The sequence below is a fragment of the Mesorhizobium sp. J8 genome (assembly GCF_016591715.1).
Lineage (GTDB): Bacteria > Pseudomonadota > Alphaproteobacteria > Rhizobiales > Rhizobiaceae > Mesorhizobium.
Genome location: NZ_AP024109.1, coordinates 1,854,466 through 1,870,243 on the forward strand (window position 1 = coordinate 1,854,466; position 15,778 = coordinate 1,870,243).

The 15,778-nt window shown below is 63.6% G+C and carries 16 protein-coding genes; 2 read left to right on the top strand and 14 right to left on the bottom strand.

Annotation, left to right across the window (positions count from 1 at the left end; all coding sequences use genetic code 11):
• Positions 1-8 precede the first annotated feature (8 nt).
• Complete coding sequence (locus MJ8_RS08420; RefSeq protein WP_201413951.1) at positions 9-605, bottom strand: histidine phosphatase family protein; 597 nt, start codon at positions 603-605, stop codon at positions 9-11.
• Positions 602-1,705, bottom strand: coding sequence for an inositol-3-phosphate synthase (locus MJ8_RS08425; RefSeq protein WP_201413952.1), 1,104 nt, complete (start codon positions 1,703-1,705; stop codon positions 602-604). Before MJ8_RS08425 ends, MJ8_RS08420 begins: the two co-directional genes overlap by 4 nt.
• Before the next feature lie 157 nt (positions 1,706-1,862).
• Between MJ8_RS08425 and MJ8_RS08430 the strand changes: the two genes are divergently transcribed.
• Positions 1,863-3,611, top strand: coding sequence for a hypothetical protein (locus tag MJ8_RS08430; protein WP_201413953.1), 1,749 nt, complete (start codon positions 1,863-1,865; stop codon positions 3,609-3,611).
• On the opposite strand, the gene MJ8_RS08435 is transcribed toward MJ8_RS08430, so the two are convergent.
• The 9 genes from MJ8_RS08435 to MJ8_RS08475 are packed head-to-tail and all read right to left on the bottom strand — an operon-like array spanning position 3,612 to position 12,813.
• Positions 3,612-3,881 carry a hypothetical protein gene (locus MJ8_RS08435; RefSeq protein ID WP_225248192.1) on the bottom strand — a complete coding sequence of 90 codons (270 nt, stop codon included), beginning with the start codon at positions 3,879-3,881 and terminating at the stop codon, positions 3,612-3,614.
• Positions 3,878-4,912, bottom strand: coding sequence for a UDP-glucuronic acid decarboxylase family protein (locus tag MJ8_RS08440; RefSeq protein WP_201415358.1), 1,035 nt, complete (start codon positions 4,910-4,912; stop codon positions 3,878-3,880). The genes MJ8_RS08435 and MJ8_RS08440 overlap by 4 nt, the downstream gene beginning before the upstream one ends.
• A gap of 23 nt (positions 4,913-4,935) precedes the next feature.
• Entirely contained in the window at positions 4,936-6,045 is a 1,110-nt protein-coding gene (locus MJ8_RS08445; protein WP_201413954.1) for a glycosyltransferase, read from the bottom strand.
• A complete protein-coding gene (locus MJ8_RS08450; protein WP_201413955.1) occupies positions 6,042-7,136 on the bottom strand; it encodes a glycosyltransferase in 1,095 nt (364 codons plus the stop codon). Before MJ8_RS08450 ends, MJ8_RS08445 begins: the two co-directional genes overlap by 4 nt.
• Positions 7,133-8,260, bottom strand: a complete 1,128-nt coding sequence (locus MJ8_RS08455; RefSeq protein ID WP_201413956.1) for a glycosyltransferase — start codon at positions 8,258-8,260, stop codon at positions 7,133-7,135. Before MJ8_RS08455 ends, MJ8_RS08450 begins: the two co-directional genes overlap by 4 nt.
• Before the next feature lie 2 nt (positions 8,261-8,262).
• Positions 8,263-9,363, bottom strand: coding sequence for a glycosyltransferase family 4 protein (locus MJ8_RS08460; RefSeq protein ID WP_201413957.1), 1,101 nt, complete (start codon positions 9,361-9,363; stop codon positions 8,263-8,265).
• Positions 9,348-10,640 carry a TIGR04295 family B12-binding domain-containing radical SAM protein gene (locus tag MJ8_RS08465; RefSeq protein WP_201413958.1) on the bottom strand — a complete coding sequence of 431 codons (1,293 nt, stop codon included), beginning with the start codon at positions 10,638-10,640 and terminating at the stop codon, positions 9,348-9,350. Before MJ8_RS08465 ends, MJ8_RS08460 begins: the two co-directional genes overlap by 16 nt.
• Entirely contained in the window at positions 10,637-11,710 is a 1,074-nt protein-coding gene (locus MJ8_RS08470; protein WP_201413959.1) for an NAD-dependent epimerase/dehydratase family protein, read from the bottom strand. The genes MJ8_RS08465 and MJ8_RS08470 overlap by 4 nt, the downstream gene beginning before the upstream one ends.
• Positions 11,707-12,813 carry an NAD-dependent epimerase/dehydratase family protein gene (locus MJ8_RS08475; protein WP_201413960.1) on the bottom strand — a complete coding sequence of 369 codons (1,107 nt, stop codon included), beginning with the start codon at positions 12,811-12,813 and terminating at the stop codon, positions 11,707-11,709. Before MJ8_RS08475 ends, MJ8_RS08470 begins: the two co-directional genes overlap by 4 nt.
• A gap of 188 nt (positions 12,814-13,001) precedes the next feature.
• Here MJ8_RS08475 and MJ8_RS08480 point away from each other — a divergent pair, with 188 nt between their 5' ends.
• Entirely contained in the window at positions 13,002-13,274 is a 273-nt protein-coding gene (locus MJ8_RS08480; protein ID WP_201413961.1) for a hypothetical protein, read from the top strand.
• A 95-nt stretch (positions 13,275-13,369) separates the two neighbouring features.
• Here the strand turns inward: MJ8_RS08480 and MJ8_RS08485 are convergent, their stop codons facing one another.
• The 3 genes from MJ8_RS08485 to MJ8_RS08495 form a co-directional block, all read right to left on the bottom strand.
• The gene (locus MJ8_RS08485; protein WP_201413962.1) at positions 13,370-13,609 is read right to left on the bottom strand and encodes a hypothetical protein; all 240 of its coding nucleotides are present in this window, start codon (positions 13,607-13,609) and stop codon (positions 13,370-13,372) included.
• Positions 13,610-13,671: 62 nt separating this feature from the next.
• Positions 13,672-14,850: a zinc-dependent alcohol dehydrogenase gene (locus MJ8_RS08490; RefSeq protein WP_201413963.1), complete on the bottom strand. Its 1,179-nt coding sequence runs from the start codon at positions 14,848-14,850 to the stop codon at positions 13,672-13,674.
• 77 nt (positions 14,851-14,927) lie between these two features.
• Positions 14,928-15,713 carry an SDR family NAD(P)-dependent oxidoreductase gene (locus tag MJ8_RS08495; protein ID WP_201413964.1) on the bottom strand — a complete coding sequence of 262 codons (786 nt, stop codon included), beginning with the start codon at positions 15,711-15,713 and terminating at the stop codon, positions 14,928-14,930.
• Between the last annotated feature and the right edge of the window lie 65 nt (positions 15,714-15,778).

The window sequence follows — 15,778 nt, forward strand, 5'->3', positions numbered from 1 at the left end:
CGCTCCCGTCAGGCGATTTCGTTTAAACGAATCAGCTTGGAACCCCAGTCGCCGTGGACGACCGTTGTGATGGAGGCCGGCGCGATATCGAAGCGAAAGCAATCGCCGAGTTGCAGGCCAAGGATCGCGCAGACAGCCGCCTTGATCACATCGGCATGGCTGACAAGCGCGATGCACTGGCCCTGTCCATTCTCGCGCAATGCGTCCATCAGGCCGATCATCCTGTGCTGGACATCCAGCATGGTCTCGCCGCTCGGCGTGCGGGCGCTCTGGCGTTGGTCGTTCCAAAGTCGCCAGCTTGCATCGCCGTTCAGCTCTTCGAAGGTCTTGCCGGACCACTCGCCGAAGTCGATCTCGTCGAGTTCCTTGCAGATCGCGATCTTCTCAATCTCGCAAGCGATGGCGATCGGCTTCGCCGTTTCGAGCGTGCGCTCGCGCGGACTGCTGAAGATCGCGGCGAGCGGCTCTCGCGCCATCCGCCGCGCGAGCTGGAGCGCCTGCGCCTGGCCGGCTTCGCCGAGGCGAACGCCTTCGAGCCGCCCGGCCAGGTACGAGCCGACGTGATCGTGCGCCGCATGGCGGATGAGAAAGAACGTGGTGGTCATTCGGCGGCGTCCAGCATCGGCTCGTCATTGCCGGCGATGAAGGCGAGCGTGCGCAGGCGCGCCTCTGCGTCGGTGAACTGCTCCGGCGGCGACTTCATGAAGTAGCTGCTAGGGCCGGTGAGCGCGCCGGCGATGCCGCGGTCGAGGGCGAGCTTCGCGCAGCGGACAGCGTCGATGACCACGCCTGCCGAGTTGGGCGAATCCCAAACCTCCAGCTTGAGCTCGGCGTTGAGCGGCACCCCGCCGAAGGTGGTGCCCTCGACCCGGATATAGGCCCATTTGCGATCGGTCAGCCAGGGGACGTGGTCGCTGGGTCCGACATGGATGTTGCCGGCCTCAAGCGGGACATCGAGCTGGCTGGTGACGGACTGCGTCTTCGAGATTTTCTTCGATTCCAGCCGCTCGCGCTCGAGCATGTTGAGGAAGTCGGTGTTGCCGCCGAAGTTGAGCTGATAGGTGCGATCGATGCGCACGCCGCGTTCGCGGAAGAGATTGGCGAGCAGCCGGTGCACGATGGTTGCACCGACCTGGCTCTTGATGTCGTCGCCGACCAAGGGAAGGCCGCGGTCCTCGAAGCGCTTACGCCATTCCGGTCGTGAAGCAATGAACACAGGAATGCAATTGACGAAGGCGCAGCCGGCGTCCAGTGCGCATTCGGCATAGAAGTGCGCAGCCTCTTCGGAGCCGACCGGAAGGTAGCATATGAGCACCTCGGTCCCGCTTTCCTTGAGCCGTGCGCTCACGTCCGCGACCGGTTCACCCGACTCTTCGATCTCATCGCGCAGATATTTGCCGATTCCGTCCATCGTCGGGCCGCGCTCAACGCGCACCCCGATCGGAGCGACATCGGCGAAACGGAAGGTGTTGTTGGGCGCGGTGTAGATCGCTTCCGCCACATCGCGCCCAACCTTGTTTTTCGCAACATCGAAGGCGCAGACCACCTCGACATCATCGACATGGTAGCCCCCGAGATCGGCATGCATCAGTCCGGGGATCGGCTCGTTGCCATTGGCGTGGCGATAGTAGGAGAGACCTTGCACAAGGGATGATGCGCAGTTGCCTACGCCGACAATGCCGATACGAACTTTCTTCGACGTCACGAAACCACTGCCTCTTTTAAGTTGGAGGTAAGTTCCTCGCCGCCGAACCGGGAGCGGCCTCGAATGTTCCTTCGCGCCGCGAAAAATTGGTGAGCCTGATTGCGGATCAAACAGGCGCCGTTTCGCGTTGGCGGCCAGACAGCTAGGCAGGAGCCGTATGATCGTCTTCGGCGACCACAAGCGAACGCATAGCGCAGAACAGCTCCGGAAGGCTGTCTTGGCCGCGGCTGGAGCTATTGGCGATCTGCCTGCCGGCCTCGAACGTCACGCTGCTGTGGTCGATCTATTCGTCACCGCCTCTGAACTTCTCCAGGGCCTCGCCGATGCGGAATTCGACATAACAGGCCTCGACAGCAGTTCGTCGAGGCAGAAGCTGGGGTCGGAAATTCTCGTCGAGTTGTCGCAGGAAGTGCTGCGGTCCTGGCAACAAAAATTTGCTCGAAGCGGAGCGCTGGATGAGGCGCTGCTTGCAAAGCTTGCCGCCATCGACTGTGGCAGCGCAATAACCACCGGACCGGCTGAGGGCTATGCGCTCTACGCCCTCTACCCGGAAACCTATCTGCTTGCGGCGCTGGGGTCGGGACTCGACGCGAACACATGCGTCATCGGCATCCGCAGCATCGGTCTCGGCCTAGCGGCGGTGGTCGCCGCCGCCCTGAATGCGCCGCCGCCTATCAGCCTTCGACCGATCGGCCATCCGTTTTCCCGGCACATAAGCGCCGCATCCGAACTCCTGCGCTCTTGGCTCGACAGACCGCAGGCCAAATTTGCCATCGTCGATGAAGGTCCGGGCCTCTCCGGCAGTTCCTTTCATGCTGTCATTGCCTGGCTTCGCCGGCACGGCATCGGCTATGAGCGCATTCATCTGTTCCCGAGCCACCGCGGCGGGCCGGGCGCGCAAGCTACTGCCGAAACTGTCGCTGCCTTGTCGCAGTGCCAAAGTCATGTCGCGGATTTCGAAGACGTCTTTGATGGCGCGGTCAGCCCCGGGCTGCGGGACTGGATAGGACAGTTGCTCGGCAAGGCCGACGTCGAGCTTCATGAAATTTCAGGCGGCGCATGGCGCGAAGTTCTTTCAGTGCCGACCACCGCTTGGCCCCCGATATTCCCGGCATTCGAGCGGCGCAAATTCATGGCGTTGACCGGCGGCGAGCGCTGGCTGGTCAAGTTCGCAGGTTTCGGCGACGCCGGCCAGCGCAAGCTGCGTACGGCCAAGGCACTCCACGAAGCGGGCTTTGGCGCTCAGCCTGCCGGTATCAGCCACGGTTTCCTGGTCGAGCGCTGGATCGATGCCGGCAGGCTGGACCGGGCAGGGCTGCCCAGAGATATGCTGATCGACTGGCTCGGCCGCTATCTCGGCTGGCGCGCCGCCAAGCTGCCGACCGACGAGGCCGGCGCGTCGCCGGAAAAGCTTGTCGACATGGCCGTACAAAACTGCAGGGAAGCTTTGGGGGAAGGTCAGGCCCAAGCATTGGCGGGTTGGTTCGCCCGCTACCCGCCACAGCCCGTGCTGGGGAGGATCGAGATCGACGCGCGCCTTCATCCATGGGAGTTTCTGGTTCGCCAGGACGGGACCGTGCTCAAGACGGATGCCGTTGACCACTGCCGCTCGCACGACATCGTCGGCTGTCAGGATATAGCGTGGGACATTGCAGGCGCGAGGGTTGAATATGAGCTTTGCGAAGCCGAGCTTACGCGGCTCATCAAAGGCATCGAGGCAGAAATGACGCGTGCCGTCGATCGTTCCCTGGTCGAGCGCATGGAGCCCTGCTATCTCGCGTTGCAGCTTGGCCTGTGGACGATAGCCGCACAGTCTGCGGAGGGCCATGATCGGGTGAAGGCCATTCAGGCCGCTGACCGTTACCGGATCAGGCTTTCGCGGTTCACCGAGCGCTTGAAGACTTGATCAGTCCAGCCTGCGCAGCATGTCGGCTTCCTGTTCCAGGATGGTTGCCACTTCCTCGCGTTGCAGATGCGTCATCATCAGGCTGACGCAGCACTCGAGATAGGTAATGGAAGCCCTCCGCAGGAATGCGGCCGTCTCCACCGCCGCCATCTGCTCTATGTCCTTGACTGATCGCTTCGACTGCACAGTTCTTCCTCCATCGCGGTTGTCATGCCCAACCGCGATGTCGGTTGGTTGTTCCGCCCCGGTGAAAAGATGCCGCTGCTTCAAAGCTGCAGGTTCTGCAGCTTTCCTCCACCCGCTCTGTCGATCGCAACCACGGGCTCGATCGCCAGATCGTCGATATTTGAAAAGTAGGCGATCGTCTGCAGCAGGCCTTGCTTTAGGGGCACCTCGGGCGACCAGCCGAGGAGCGCCTTTGCGCGGCCTATGTCGGGGCGTCGGCGGCGCGGGTCGTCCTGCGGCAAAGGCAGGTACTTCACGGGCGATCTGGTGCCGGTCAGTTCGCGCACCAATCTTGCCAGCTCGAGGATCGAAAACTCTCCGGGATTGCCGAGATTAACCGGTTCGCGCGGATTTGGATCGACATCCATCAGGCGGCGCAGTCCCTCGACCAGATCCGTGACATAGCAGAAGGAGCGGGTCTGTCGGCCATCCCCGAATATCGTCAGCGGCCGCTTCTCGATCGCTTGCATGACCAGGTTCGAGACGATGCGGCCGTCGGCAGGGTCCATCCTTGGCCCATATGTGTTGAAGATGCGGGCCACGCGAATATCGGCCATAGCGGCTCGCAGATAATCGAAGCAGAGCGTTTCGGCGGCGCGCTTGCCCTCGTCATAGCAGGCTCGCGGTCCCGTGCAGTTGACATGGCCGACATAGTCCTCGCGCTGCGGATGCTGTTCCGGATCGCCATAGACTTCGCTGGTCGACGCCTGCAGGAAGCGGGCACCGTTGCTGGCGGCGAGCTCCAGAAGATTTAGGGTCCCGATCACACAGGTGCGTGTCGTGTGGATCGGGTCGGCCTGATAACGAGGCGGCGATGCCGCGCAGGCCAGATTGAAAACGCGATCGACAGGTTCGCCGAGCTCCAGCGGTGTGCAAACATCCTGTTCGATCAACCTAAAGCGCGCCAGGCCAACCAGCGAACCGATGTTTTCCATTCTGCCAGTGAGAAAATTGTCGACGCAGATCACGCGATAGCCGTCATGCAGCAGCGCCTCGCACAAATGCGAACCGAGGAAACCGGCACCGCCGGCAACAAGCGCCGTCCGTGTTTTTTCAGCCCTTTTTGATCGCCGCATCTCGATGGTCTCCTGTCTGTCACTCATGCTGCACTTTCGACGTCCAGATCGATCGCCGGACGCGTTCCAACAAACGGCGTCAGCGCCGAAATGAATTCACGTGCCCGCGCCATGGCGGTATGTCTTGAAAGCACCGCCTCCCGCGCTGCCCTGGCCAAATCGAGCCTTGCCCGCTCGGATTTGGCGCTTAGGATCTCCTCGACATCTGCGGTGCTTGCCGCCGTCTCGATCGCCGATTCCGGGAAGAAATCATCGAGCCCGGGCCAGCGGTCGCTGATGATCGGCGTGCCGCAAGCAGCGGCCTCGAAGAGCCGCACGCTGGGCGACCATCCGGCGGCAATCATCGATGCCCGGGTAAGATTCAGCGTATAACGCTGGCGGCTGTAGAAGGCGGCATGCTCGGAGGGCGGCAGGTGCTCGATCCGCTCGACATTTCCCGGCCAGGCGATGTCGGACGGATATTGCGAGCCGGCAACGACGAAGCGGCGGTCCGGCAGGCGCCGCGCAGGCTCCAGCAGCAGCGCGTCGAGGGCGGGCTGCCGGTCCGCGCTGTAGGTGCCAAGATACCCAAGGTCCCATTCGATCGCGTTGCTGGTCCGATGGTGACGCTTCGGATCGACGGCGCAGTAGAGCGGCTCCGTCCGGCGGGCGCCGAACTCCGACTTGAGGCGCTCCAGCGTCGGTCCGCCCGTGAACGAGAAGTAGATGTCAAAATAGGAGATTTGCCTGCGGGCCAGATAGTCGCAATCATCCTCGGCAACCCGCGCCAGCGTCACTGGCGTGTCGATGTCGTAGAAGCAGAACTGTCCGGTGCACACCGAAGCAAGGCCGTCGATGATCGCCCTGCCTTCCGGTACGAAGGAGCCTACCACCACCGCGTCGGCTCGCTGCAGCTGCCGCTGGTAATTGCGCAGCAACTCCGAGGTCGTCTCGTAGTAGTGCAAGTCGCAGAAATCAGGGTCGCGCAGGTCCCTGTGATGCGCGTACCAGGGCACGTCGCGTTCGAGGAACGTGACGCGATGGCCGAGCTCGCTGAGCGCGCGCAGCAGTCCTCGGAAAGTCGTCGCGTGGCCGTTGCCCCAGGATGAGGACAACGAAAGCCCGAGGAAAACGATGTCGAGCGGTCTCGTCATTCCGCAGCCTCCATTGCGCGGCGCTCGAAATGCGCCTTGAAGATGTCGTCCACCAGCTGGGCTCTCAGCGTGTAGGTATGCTCGGCCAGAACGCGCCGCAGTGCTGCCGTGCCGACCGCCTTTGCCCGTTTCGGCGTCAGCGTGCGCATGATCTCTGCGACATCGGTGCCGTCCCGCGCGACCAGGATCTCTTCGCCGGGCGTCAGGAACATCTCGACGCCGAGCCACGCGTCGGTGATTAGGCATGCACCCGCGCCGGCCGCTTCGAAGACGCGCGTCGCGGGCGAAAAGCCGTTGGCCGCCATGCTGTCGCGGCTGATGTTGAGCACCGCCTTCGGCGTCACGTTGAAGGCGTTGTGATCGCGCGTGCCGACATGGCCGAGCCACGACACATTTGCGGGCAAGGGCTTGTCGCCCCAACCGGAGCCGCCAAGCAGAAAGCGCTGGCTGCCGAGCCCGCGGGCCGGATCGAGGAAGAATGTGTCGACACGCGCCTCACGGTCGGGCAGCCGATTGCCGAGGAAAGCCAAGTCGCAGGCAAAGCGCGGATTTGCGGCGACCGGATGATGCGTCTCAGGATCGAGCGCGTTGTAGATCGGCACGCATTCCGCCGCGCCCAGCGCTCGATAGTCCCAGACCACCGGGTCACCGCCGCCATAGGTCAGCACGATGCCGATCCTCTTCAACGCCTGGTGCAACGGGTGTTCGCCGTCGTTGCGCAACTCGCTTAGGGTCGCCGGTGCGTCGACATCCCAGAAGACTGTCAGCGCGTCGGGGCGGGCATTGTCGAGAACCGCACGCAGCAGCGCATCGTCTTCGAAGCCGACGCCGCTAGCCTTGACCACGACGTCCGCCTGCGCGGCGCGCGAGGCGACCTGCATCAGCGCATGCGAGGTCGGCTCGTAGACCACGACGCTGCACCAGTCAGGCGCCTCGATGTCGCGATGCTTTTGCCGATCGTAGACGTCGGGCTCATAGAAGACGATGTCGTAGCCGCGTTGCGACAGTGCCTTGAGCAAGCCGCGGTAGTAGGTGGCTGCGCCATTCCAGTAGGATGACAGAAGGCTCGATCCGTAAAAGGCTATCTTCATGCCGCGGCCTCCCTTGCAGGCTTGATTTCGGCCGCCGCGCGATTGCCGCATGCGGCCAGGATGTCGAACAGCTCGTCGGCGCGGTGCCGGCAGGTGTGCCGCGCCAGGATGGTTTCCAGGCCAGATGCGGCCAACGCTTCTGCACGCTGACGATCGTTCAGCACATCGCGGAGGTGTCCTCGCATCTCGGCCCCGTTGCGGGCGAACAGGAAATCGGTGCCGGCGCGGAACAGCCCTTCGACATCCGACCACGGCGCCGAGATCAGCGGAATTCCGCAGGCCAGTGCTTCGAACATGCGAATGGTGGGAATGCCAGGCAAGGTCTCCCGGTAAGGCCTGCGGGGGATGTGCATGGTGACGCTATGGCGAGCGAAGGCCTTCGGCACATCGGCATTGGCAATCCAGCCTTCATAGCGCAGGCCAGTATCCGCGAGCGCGGTGATTGCATCCGACGGATAGCGCACGCCGTGCACAGTTCCCGATAGTCCATGCGCTCTTGCCGGCTCGATCAGGAACTCGGCGATCTCGGCGCTGCGTTCATCGTCGCCCCAATTGCCGATCCAGACGAGATCGGAGACTGGCTCGATATCCGGGCAAGGCTTGAACAGCCGGTCGTCCGCGGCCTCATGCCAGGTGAACACCCGCTTGCCCCAGCCGGCGCGAAGATAGCTCTCCCGCAGCACTTCGCCGAAGACCAGCACCCCGTCATAGTGCTCGAGCTCGAGCGCCGCTATCGCCTGTGTCGCCGATACGGCGCGATGATGAGTGTCGTGGAACAGTAGCGTGAAATTGCTCAGCACACGCGCCTGTCCGATGCGCGCGACAAGATCCTTGTCCGTCCATTCGTGGACGATCACGACATCCGCGCCTGCCAGCCAAGCTTCGTGCTCGAAGCCAGGGGCATAGGCCACTACTCTCAGTTCCGGAAAATCCTTGCGGAAGCGCTCGATCGCAAAGGGGCCTTGCTCGGCGAGCAGGTTCGATCGGCTCCAGCCGTCGATGGGCTCGAGCGCGACCACCTCATGGCCGCGCGCGGCAAGCTCGCGCATGATGCCGCGCTGAAAATGCGCGTTGCCGTGATTCCAGTCCGAAACTGCCGAATGGGTGTAAAATAGAAAACGCATGGTCAACGCCCCGTTGCGGTCAGCGCCGCTCGGTCGTAGACGTCGCGCATCGCCCTCACCTGTTTGCCCAGCGAGAATTTGCGTGCCTGCCGCGCGGCGCGCCTGCCCAGCTTGCGCCGCAAGCTTTCATCGTGGGACAGGTTCTCGATGCAGCCGGCCAGCGCATGTGGATCGCGCGCATTGAAGAACATGGCCGCGCCGTCCCAGATTTCACGGTAGGTCGCGATATCGGCGAGCACCAGCGGCGTGGCCGACAGCGCAGCCTCAAGGGCGGCCAGACCGAAAGGCTCGTAGATGGAGCTCGAAACGAAGATGCCGGCTCGCCTCATCAGCCGACGAACTTTGCCGTGATCCATCGGCCCGAACGAGATGCAGTTACCGAAACGGGCGCACTGTCCGTCAGGCCCGGCGAGCGGACCGGCGACCTGAATGGGCCAGTTGCAGAGCGCGGCGGCGGCGTCGAGCGATGCCGCATTCTTGCCCTCGTCCCACCAGCGCGCAGCGGCGAAGACGAAAGGCTCGCGCCGCCCCGGCCTCGGGCCGGGCAGGGCGCCATTATGGACGACGCCCAACCCTTCGATCGCGCCGTAGCAGGTTTGGAGCATCTCGGCATGGCTTCGGCTCGGAGCGACAACCACGTCGGCGCGATCGAGTCCAGCCCGGTTGCGATCTCGCTGCCAGGACCAATCGTCCGCCGGCGCCTGCCCACGCACCGCGTGCAACCATGTCGCCACGCATGAATGCGAGACCGCGACGACGGGACAGGCCAGATCGAGCCCGGCCGCTTGCGCCGGTGCATTGAGATGGATGAGGTCGATCGCATAGGTCTGGACGAGGGTTTGCAGTTCGCCCCGCAAGCTGTCGAGATCTTTTTCGTCGCGCGTCATCCAGTCCGGCGGGCATTTGAGCCAAACCAGCGTGGCGAAAGACCGCGCCTCCCGCGCCTGCTCCGGAGAAGGTTCCGGCCCCAGCCCGGCGAGCACGATGCTGTCGCCTCCGGCCGCCAGCTCGCGCGCTAGATCGAGGCAGTAGCGCCAGACGCCGCCGACGGCGTCTGTCGTCATCAGGATGCGCCGTGGACGATGGATCAGTGACTGCAGCATGAGGATTCCAACTCAGCCAGCGCATGCGGGCGCTGGTCCTGGATGTCGCTGAAGGAGCGGAAGGAGGCGAGGTAGTGCTCATGCGCGCGTTCCCAGGCGAGGTCGTCGGGTTCGCCCCAGAGTTCGCGGTAGCTGGGAGAGCTCGGATAGGGATAGAGCGGCACGGGCTCGTTCGCCCAGACGCCGTGGTCGATGAGGTGCTTGCGCCAATAATCCACCAGCGCCGGATCGTCCTCGACCACGCCGATCAGATTGGCCTGGACGAAAGGCACGTGGCGACGGGCGTCGACCAGAAGCGCGGCCAGATCCTCGGTGTCCAGCCGGCAGCGCTTGGCGAGCATCGCGCGACCCTCGACGGTCAGGCTTTCAAGGCCGGCCTCAATCGAGACGCAGCCGGCTTCGCCGAGCAGCCGGAGCAGTTCCGGCTTCCACAGGTCGATGCGTGTCTGGATGCCGAATTGGACGTCGCGATCCACCAGCGCTTCCAGCAGCGCCTTCTGCGGCAGGAAAATCTCGTCGATAAAGTAGATGTAGCCGACGCCTTGCGCGATTAGCCCGTCGATCTCGGCGACGACGGCGTCGTGATTTCGGCGCCGGTAGGCATCGCGAAAATCGATCTTGGCGCAAAAGCTGCAATTGTAAGGGCAGCCCCGCGAGGCCTCTACCTCGGCGCCGGCGCCTCTCTGGACGGGATCGAATCTGTGATGATGATGGCCATGCGCCGCGATCCAGTCGGACGGCCAGGCGAGCGCCGGGTGATCGACGAACGTGCTGGCATGAACGCCGCCATTGCAGGCGGGTACGTCGCCTTCCAGGCGGGCCGTGTGCGCAACCCCGCCCCAGTCGTCTTGCCGCGCGAGCTCCGCCACCACCTCCTCGCATTCGCCGCGCACGACGAGATCGGCGCCCAGCTTGCGCAAGGTAGGGCCCGGGGTCGCCGAGCCATGCGGTCCGACCGCCACCGTGCGTCCGCCGCGTCCGGCGAGATGGTTGAGGAACTCCGCCGGCACGCGCAATTCCGGCGGCGCGCAGCGCCAGAACAGGTAGGTCGGCGCGGTGGTCACGACGGTCATGTCGGGCCGGAAAGCCGCGACGCTTTCGGCAAGAGCCTCGTTGTCGAACCCCTGCAGCAAACCGTCCAGCATCAGCACATCGTGCCCTTCGGCCTCAAGCATTGCCTTTGAATAGCCGAGCTCCAGCGGCAGATGCGGCTGACGGCAGCCGAAATAGATGCTGTGCTCGTATGTCCAATGTGGGTTGACCAAGGCGACTTTCATGCGACGTACCTCGTGGCTTCGGGACGCGATTGGAGCCGATGCCGCAGCAACCAGCTGGCGAGATCGCGGACGCCTTCGCGCCATGGAATATGCGCCTGCCAGCCGATGGCGGCTTGCAGCTTGCGGGTGTCCGCGATGAAGAAGGGCTGATCGCCGATGCGCTCGCGGTCATAGCGGATCGCGATTTCGCTGCCGGTCATATCGGCGATTTCCGCCAGCAGCACGCGCAGGCTGACCGCGTTGCGCGGGCCGCCGCCCAGATTGAATGCCTGGCCCTTGAGGTCCTCGATCCCGGCAAGCACGCCGCGATAGGCAGCCACGGCATCGGATACGTGCAGGATGTCGCGCACCTGCCGGCCATCGCCGTAAATGGTAATCGGCTGGCCGGACAAGGCGCTCAAAAGAAAATGTGCGACCCAGCCCTGGTCCTCGGTGCCGAACTGGCGCGGCCCGTAGATGCAGCTCATGCGCAGAACCGCTGTCGGCAGTCCGTAGGATTTGGAATAGTCGAGCACATACTGATCGGCCGCGCCCTTCGAGCAGCCATAGGGGGTGCAGAAATCGAGGCCGACCTTCTCATCGACACCGCTCCTACGCACCGCCTCGTCAAGCGGTTCATAGCGATCGTCGGCTTCTCGCACCGTGATCTGGGGCAGGCTGCCATAGACCTTGTTGGTGCTGGCGAAGACCACGGGAATTCCGGTATCGCGGGCAACTTCCAGCACGTTGAACGTGCCCTTGAGATTGATGTCGAAGTCTTGCGCGGGATCGGCGAGACTGGTCGTCACGGCTGTTTGAGCGGCGAGATGGAAAATCGCCTTTGCCGGCGCCAGTGCCGTGGCCAATGCGCTGAGGTCGCGTATGTCGACGATTTCGGCGATCAGCCGCTCGCCATGCTGTTGCGCCAGCCAGTCGAGATTCTGCTTGACGCCTGCACGGCTGAGATTGTCGACGACCAGCACCGTTTCCCCGTCGGAAAGCAGGCTGTCGGCGAGATTGGAGCCGATGAAGCCGCTGCCGCCGATGACGGCTATCGGCTCCTTGCGAGGGTGGCGATGCACTCGGGTCATGAGACCAATCCTCGCTCTTCCAATTCGCGCCGCATGTCGGCGCCCCGGTCGATGACGACGCTGTTGCGAACCCAGGCCGCGAACTCGCCAAGCGAATTTTCCAGTCGATGCTTTGGCTCGAAGCCGAGCAGTTCGCGCGCCTTGGCAATATCGGCGAAGCAGTTGCGGATATCGCCGGAGCGCGCCTTGCCGAGGATTTCGGGCGGGCGCTTGGGGATGCCCATCGCCTTGGCAAGAAGACGGGCTACTTCGCTGATCGAATAGGCGTGGCCGCTGCCGATGTTGATGGCATGTCCGGCTGCCTGGCGTTGCTCCAGCGCCAGCCGAAACGCGGTGGCGACATCGCGCACATGGACGAAGTCACGCTTCTGCTCGCCATCCTCGAAGATCGTCGGCCGCTTGCCGTTGGCGAGGCGCGAGGCGAAGTTCGCGAGAACGCCGGTATAGGGATTGGAGAGCGCCTGTCCGGCGCCGAAGACGTTGAAGAGGCGCAACGCCACCGCGTCGATGCCATAGGCCTGCCCGAAGATCAGCACGGCCCGCTCCTGAGCATATTTTGTCAGCGCATAGATCGAGGCGAGATCGGGCCGTTTCTCCTCGTCGGTGGGAATCGGCAACAGCACCTCGCCCGACGCGGATTTGAGGTTCCACAGACCGTCCCTGATCTCGGCAGGCTTGCGGCGCGCATTGTCAATCCGCTGCCCGTCCGGAGTCCGGTAAAGGCCTTCGCCGTAGATGCTCATGGAGGACGCCACCACGATGCGTTCGACCGGATGCTTGATCAATGCCTCAAGCAGCACCGCGGTGCCGAGATCGTTCGCGCCGACATAGCGGGCGATCTCGTACATGGACTGGCCGACGCCAACCTCGGCCGCCAGGTGGATGACCGCGTCGACGCCCGATACCGCCTCGACGACCGCATCGCGGTCGCGCACGTCGCCCTTTATCAATTCGGCTCCAGTCGGAAGACTGATGGCTTCGGCGCCGTGCACCTGGTCCACAAGCGCATCCAGCAGGCGCACCTGATAGCCATGTTCGGTGAGTTCCTGGGCGACGTGGCGGCCGATGAAGCCGCAACCTCCCGTAACCAATACGCGTTCCACGATGACTCCCTTGCGGATTTTGCTTCGGCGCCCCGAACTGCGCGCTAAAAGGTTTGTTCCCTGCTTCAACAAAGTTCCCGCCGCGGGAGCTTAGGCAGCTCGGACAAGGGCTCTGCACCCGCTGGAACATTGCCTGCCGGTTGCTGTTAGGACCGCTCACCAACCCTCGCTGCGAGAAAGGGAAATCCATGTCCGAGGCCAAGACGACCACCGATCATGACGAGATCCGGAAATGGGTGGAAGAACGGAAGGGCCGCCCGGCCGTCGTCCGCACGAAAGGCGAGGGCGGCATCCTGCGCATCGATTTCGGCGAGCCGGAAGACGCGTTCGAGGCGATCGAGTGGGACGAATTCTTCCGCATTTTCGACGAGAATGATCTCGCCTTCCTGCACCAGGATGAAGCCGGCGGCGGCGGAACGAGCCGCTTCAACAAATTCGTCGAGCGGAGCCGGAAGAGCTGACGGCCGGGGATAGCGTCAGGGCTTCGTTGCAGGGAGAGGAGACCATGCAACGGCGCCGCGACAACCGGCCAGGCTGCGGCATTTCTTCGTCCCGCTCAATCGAGCGGCTTGTCCGTCGGCCTGGGCGTCGGCCTGGCCTCGCGGCGCCGGCCGGCGTTGCGGTTGGCAACCCGGTTGTCGAGCGGCGAGGACGAGGGCTGCCGTGCACCGGCGGTCTTTGGCGCAGTTGGTCTCGCGCCCGCATCGCTGTTCTGCGCATCGCGACGTGGATGCGGAAGCCCTTCGGGATCCGGCGAATTCACTGCGGGCTTGGAGGTGCCTTTCGGTTCAGTCATTGCGAACCTCCCTGGTTTGGGTTGACGACGACACTACAGCGGCGCCCGAGATGCACGCTGCATCATCCGTGCGGGCGCATAACCACTTTGATGCAGCCGTCCTGCTTGTCGCGGAATGTCTTGTAGAGGCTGGGTCCGTCTTCAAGGCCGGCGCGGTGGGTGATGACGAAGGACGGGTCGATCTCCCCGCTCTCGACCTTGTGAAGGAGCGGCTCGAGATAGCGCTGGGTGTGGGTCTGGCCCATGCGGAAGGTCAGCCCCTTGTTCATCGCCGCACCGAAGGGAAGGTGATCTACCAGGCCGATATAGACGCCGGGCACCGAGATGGTGCCGCCCTTGCGGCAGCAATAGATCACCTCGCGCAGCACATGCGGCCGGTCGGTGCCGAGATAGACGGTGGCCTTGGCCTTGTCGAGCATGGAATCGGATGTTGCGGTGGCATCGGCCTCGGTGCCGACGCAGTCGATGCAACTGTCGGGGCCGCGACCGTCGGTCATGGCCATCAGGGCATCGTAAATATCGGAATTGCTGAAATCGAGCGTTTCCGCCTTGCCGTAGTCGCGCGCCATGGCGAGCCGTTCCGGCACCTTGTCGATTGCGATGACGCGGCCCGCGCCGAGCATCCACGCGCTCTGGATGGCAAACTGGCCGACCGGTCCGCACCCCCAGATGGCGACGGTGTCGCCTTCCTGGATGCCGGCGTTCTCGGCCGCCATGTAGCCGGTCGGAAAGATATCGGAGAGGAAAAGCACCTGCTCGTCATCGATGCCGTCGGGCACCTTGATGGGGCCGACATCGGCAAACGGAACGCGCAGATACTCGGCCTGGCCTCCCCAATAGCCGCCGACCAGATGCGAATAGCCGAACAGGCCCGCGGGCGACTGGCCCATGACCTTGGCAGCCTGCTCGGCGTTAGGGTTCGACCGGTCGCAGAGCGAGAACAGGCCGTTCTGGCAGAACCAGCACTCGCCGCACGAGATGTTGAAGGGCACGACGACACGATCGCCTTTCTTGAACCTCGTGTGGGCGCGGCCGACCTCCACCACTTCGCCCATGGTTTCGTGGCCCAGCACGTCGCCTGATTTCATCGTCGGCATGTACCCGTCCATCAGATGCAGGTCCGAGCCGCATATGGCGCAGCAGGTGACCTTGATGATGATATCGCGGTCGTTTTCGATCGCCGGATCGGCGACCTGATCGCAACGAATGTCGCCTTTGCCATGCCATGTCAGGGCTTTCATCGGAATTGTCCCTATGAATTGTGGGTCTTATTGATGCGGCGGAACTGACGCTGAGCGGGAATGTTCCCAGATCATTTTCAGCCCTCTTTTGCCGAGCCCGGCTCGGCCATCTCGCGGTGCTGTTCGGCCAGCGTGCCGGCCGGCGTGACATGGGCGGCGGCGACCTGCATCTTGTTCTTCCAGCCGCTGACGACCTGTTCTTCGCCGGCCATCAAGGCATCGTAGCCGGCTTTCGCCACATCCGCGGGGTTGTCCTTCTCCTGCGTCCCGACCTCGGTGTCCATCATGTCGGCGCGCTCGAAGAAGCGTGTCTGCGTGGCTCCCGGCATCAGGACGGTCACGCTCACGCCGCTGTCTTTCAGCTCGTGGCGCATCGCGATGGCGAAGGAATCGATGAAGGCCTTGGTGCCGTTGTAGACGGCCTGGAACGTACCAGGCATGAAGCCGGCAATGGAGCCGGTGAACAGGATCCGGCCTCGGCCGCGCTCCACCATTTTGCGCCCGAGCTTATGGGCGAGATAGACGGTGCCGGTGATGTTGGTGTCGATGACGCGGCGTGCCTTGCTCCAGTCTTGGTCGACAAAGCCTCGGCCCAGGCCGCGCCCCGCATTGAGGAAAAGAAGATCGATGTCGCGATCGCCGATTTTGGCGATCAATCTGTCGGCGCCGTCCTCGCTTGCAAGGTCGGCCTCCACTGCGTCGACCGAGACGCCATGTGACTGGAGCGCCTCGGCGGCCTGCTCGATGGCAGGCTCATCGGCAACAATGACGAGATCGTAGCCGTCCTTGGCGCAGAGTTTCGCGAGCTCCTTGCCGATGCCGCTCGAGGCGCCGGTGACGACCGCCAATTGCTTGTTTCCCATTCGATCCTCCTGGGTGGTTCGGCCGAACATCCGGTTTGACCGAATGTTCCTCGGGCGGGAGGATT

Excerpts from the sequence above, each read along its gene's own strand:
- MJ8_RS08440 (WP_201415358.1), bottom strand. The coding sequence starts at position 4,912 with ATGCGGCGATCAAAAAGGGCTGAAAAAACACGGACGGCGCTTGTTGCC.
- MJ8_RS08465 (WP_201413958.1), bottom strand. The coding sequence starts at position 10,640 with ATGAAAGTCGCCTTGGTCAACCCACATTGGACATACGAGCACAGCATC.
- MJ8_RS08420 (WP_201413951.1), bottom strand. The coding sequence starts at position 605 with ATGACCACCACGTTCTTTCTCATCCGCCATGCGGCGCACGATCACGTC.
- MJ8_RS08470 (WP_201413959.1), bottom strand. The coding sequence starts at position 11,710 with ATGACCCGAGTGCATCGCCACCCTCGCAAGGAGCCGATAGCCGTCATC.
- MJ8_RS08495 (WP_201413964.1), bottom strand. The coding sequence starts at position 15,713 with ATGGGAAACAAGCAATTGGCGGTCGTCACCGGCGCCTCGAGCGGCATC.
- MJ8_RS08460 (WP_201413957.1), bottom strand. The coding sequence starts at position 9,363 with ATGCTGCAGTCACTGATCCATCGTCCACGGCGCATCCTGATGACGACA.
- MJ8_RS08430 (WP_201413953.1), top strand. The coding sequence starts at position 1,863 with ATGATCGTCTTCGGCGACCACAAGCGAACGCATAGCGCAGAACAGCTC.
- MJ8_RS08445 (WP_201413954.1), bottom strand. The coding sequence starts at position 6,045 with ATGACGAGACCGCTCGACATCGTTTTCCTCGGGCTTTCGTTGTCCTCA.
- MJ8_RS08450 (WP_201413955.1), bottom strand. The coding sequence starts at position 7,136 with ATGAAGATAGCCTTTTACGGATCGAGCCTTCTGTCATCCTACTGGAAT.
- MJ8_RS08490 (WP_201413963.1), bottom strand. The coding sequence starts at position 14,850 with ATGAAAGCCCTGACATGGCATGGCAAAGGCGACATTCGTTGCGATCAG.
- MJ8_RS08485 (WP_201413962.1), bottom strand. The coding sequence starts at position 13,609 with ATGACTGAACCGAAAGGCACCTCCAAGCCCGCAGTGAATTCGCCGGAT.
- MJ8_RS08480 (WP_201413961.1), top strand. The coding sequence starts at position 13,002 with ATGTCCGAGGCCAAGACGACCACCGATCATGACGAGATCCGGAAATGG.
- MJ8_RS08455 (WP_201413956.1), bottom strand. The coding sequence starts at position 8,260 with ATGCGTTTTCTATTTTACACCCATTCGGCAGTTTCGGACTGGAATCAC.